This window comes from Exiguobacterium sp. s152, assembly GCF_018618335.1.
GTDB classification, from domain to species: domain Bacteria; phylum Bacillota; class Bacilli; order Exiguobacteriales; family Exiguobacteriaceae; genus Exiguobacterium; species Exiguobacterium chiriqhucha.
This window is the reverse complement of record NZ_JACSLX010000027.1, coordinates 1-1292: the sequence shown is the minus strand read 5'-3', so window position 1 is coordinate 1292 and position 1292 is coordinate 1. Positions and strand designations below refer to the sequence as shown.

The window sequence follows — 1292 nt, the reverse complement described above, 5'->3', positions numbered from 1 at the left end:
TAGACTGACCTAGCTATATGAGACACTAATAAAAACACCTTATTAGGCTGCCACCACACCATATTTTATCGGTGTGAGGTAGCCTAATTTTTCTTGGATACGCTCTTCGTTATAGTAAGTTAAGTAATGGTCCACCCGCTTACGCACTTCATGGTCACTTAACGAGTTGAACTTGACGTACTGGAATTCCTCAGACTTCAAATTCGAATGAAACGATTCAATCACCGCATTATCCCAACAGTTGCCTCTTCGGGACATGCTGCTCGTCATATGATTCCTCTTGACCAAATCTTGAAAGGCATATGATGTATAGACACTTCCTTGATCCGAATGGATGATGATCCCTTCGGGATTGTTCCGACTCTCCAACGCCATCTTTAACGTATCGATGACGAGGGGCGTCTGTTGATGCTCGTATAGCTTATAGGCAACGATTTCATTGTTGAATAGGTCGATGATTGTGGAGAGGTACTTCGTCGTGCTCCCGTATTGGATATAGGTGATGTCCGTCACCCACTTCTTATTCGGTTCACTGGCCGTGAAGTCTCGCTTGAGAAGGTCAGGTGCGATGATGATGCTCTCGCCCTGAGACTTCCATTTCCGTTTAGGCTTGATCCGACACTGGAGATGGTGCTTCTGCATGATTCTTTGTACGGTGTTCCGGTTAGCCGCAAATTCATAGGTTTGCTCTAACAGGGCTTTTATCTTTCGATGTCCATATCGATACTTCGTAAGCTTACACACTTCGATGACTGTTTGCTCCAGCACCGAAGGTTGCTTCACCGGTTCTTTGACCCAACGGTAATAGGTTGCCCGTGGCACGTCTAGGACACGTAGGATGGTCGTGACCGTATATTTGCTCTTCAGGCGCTCTACAGTCTTTAACGCTATTTCTTTTTCAACTCTCTTTCGATCTCCATGAATTTTTTTAAGATGTCGTTCTCCGTCTTCAGGTGGGATAGTTGACGCTCTCTCTTGTCATCCTCACTGGCGGAATCAGGACCGAGTCCATAGGTGTATTGCTTCCCGATGGGCTGGTCAAATCGATAGATTTCATTGGACCGATACCATCTCATCCATGTGTGGATCTGTGATTCGTTTTTGATCCCGTGTTTCTCCATGATCTCTCTAGTCGTCAACTCACCGCTCAGTTTGTCTTTCACCACTGCCCATTTCACTTCACTTGAATATACGTTTTTGCCCACGCAAAAACACCTCCGATGCTAGCACTTTTTTTAAGTGTACCACTGCGAAGGTGTTTTTATATTGTCTCAAAAATTTAGGTTAGCCCA

Annotated in this window: 1 protein-coding gene; it reads right to left on the bottom strand. The window is 45.1% G+C overall.

Translation table 11 applies throughout. The features are described 5' to 3' along the window. Nucleotides 1-42: 42 nt before the first annotated feature. Nucleotides 43-1205 (bottom strand): IS3 family transposase gene (locus tag KNP72_RS15665; protein ID WP_214720508.1). Its coding sequence is split into 2 segments (ribosomal slippage): nucleotides 43-929 and nucleotides 929-1205, totalling 1164 coding nucleotides; the frame shifts between segments, so codons are not numbered across the junction. Nucleotides 1206-1292 lie beyond the last annotated feature (87 nt).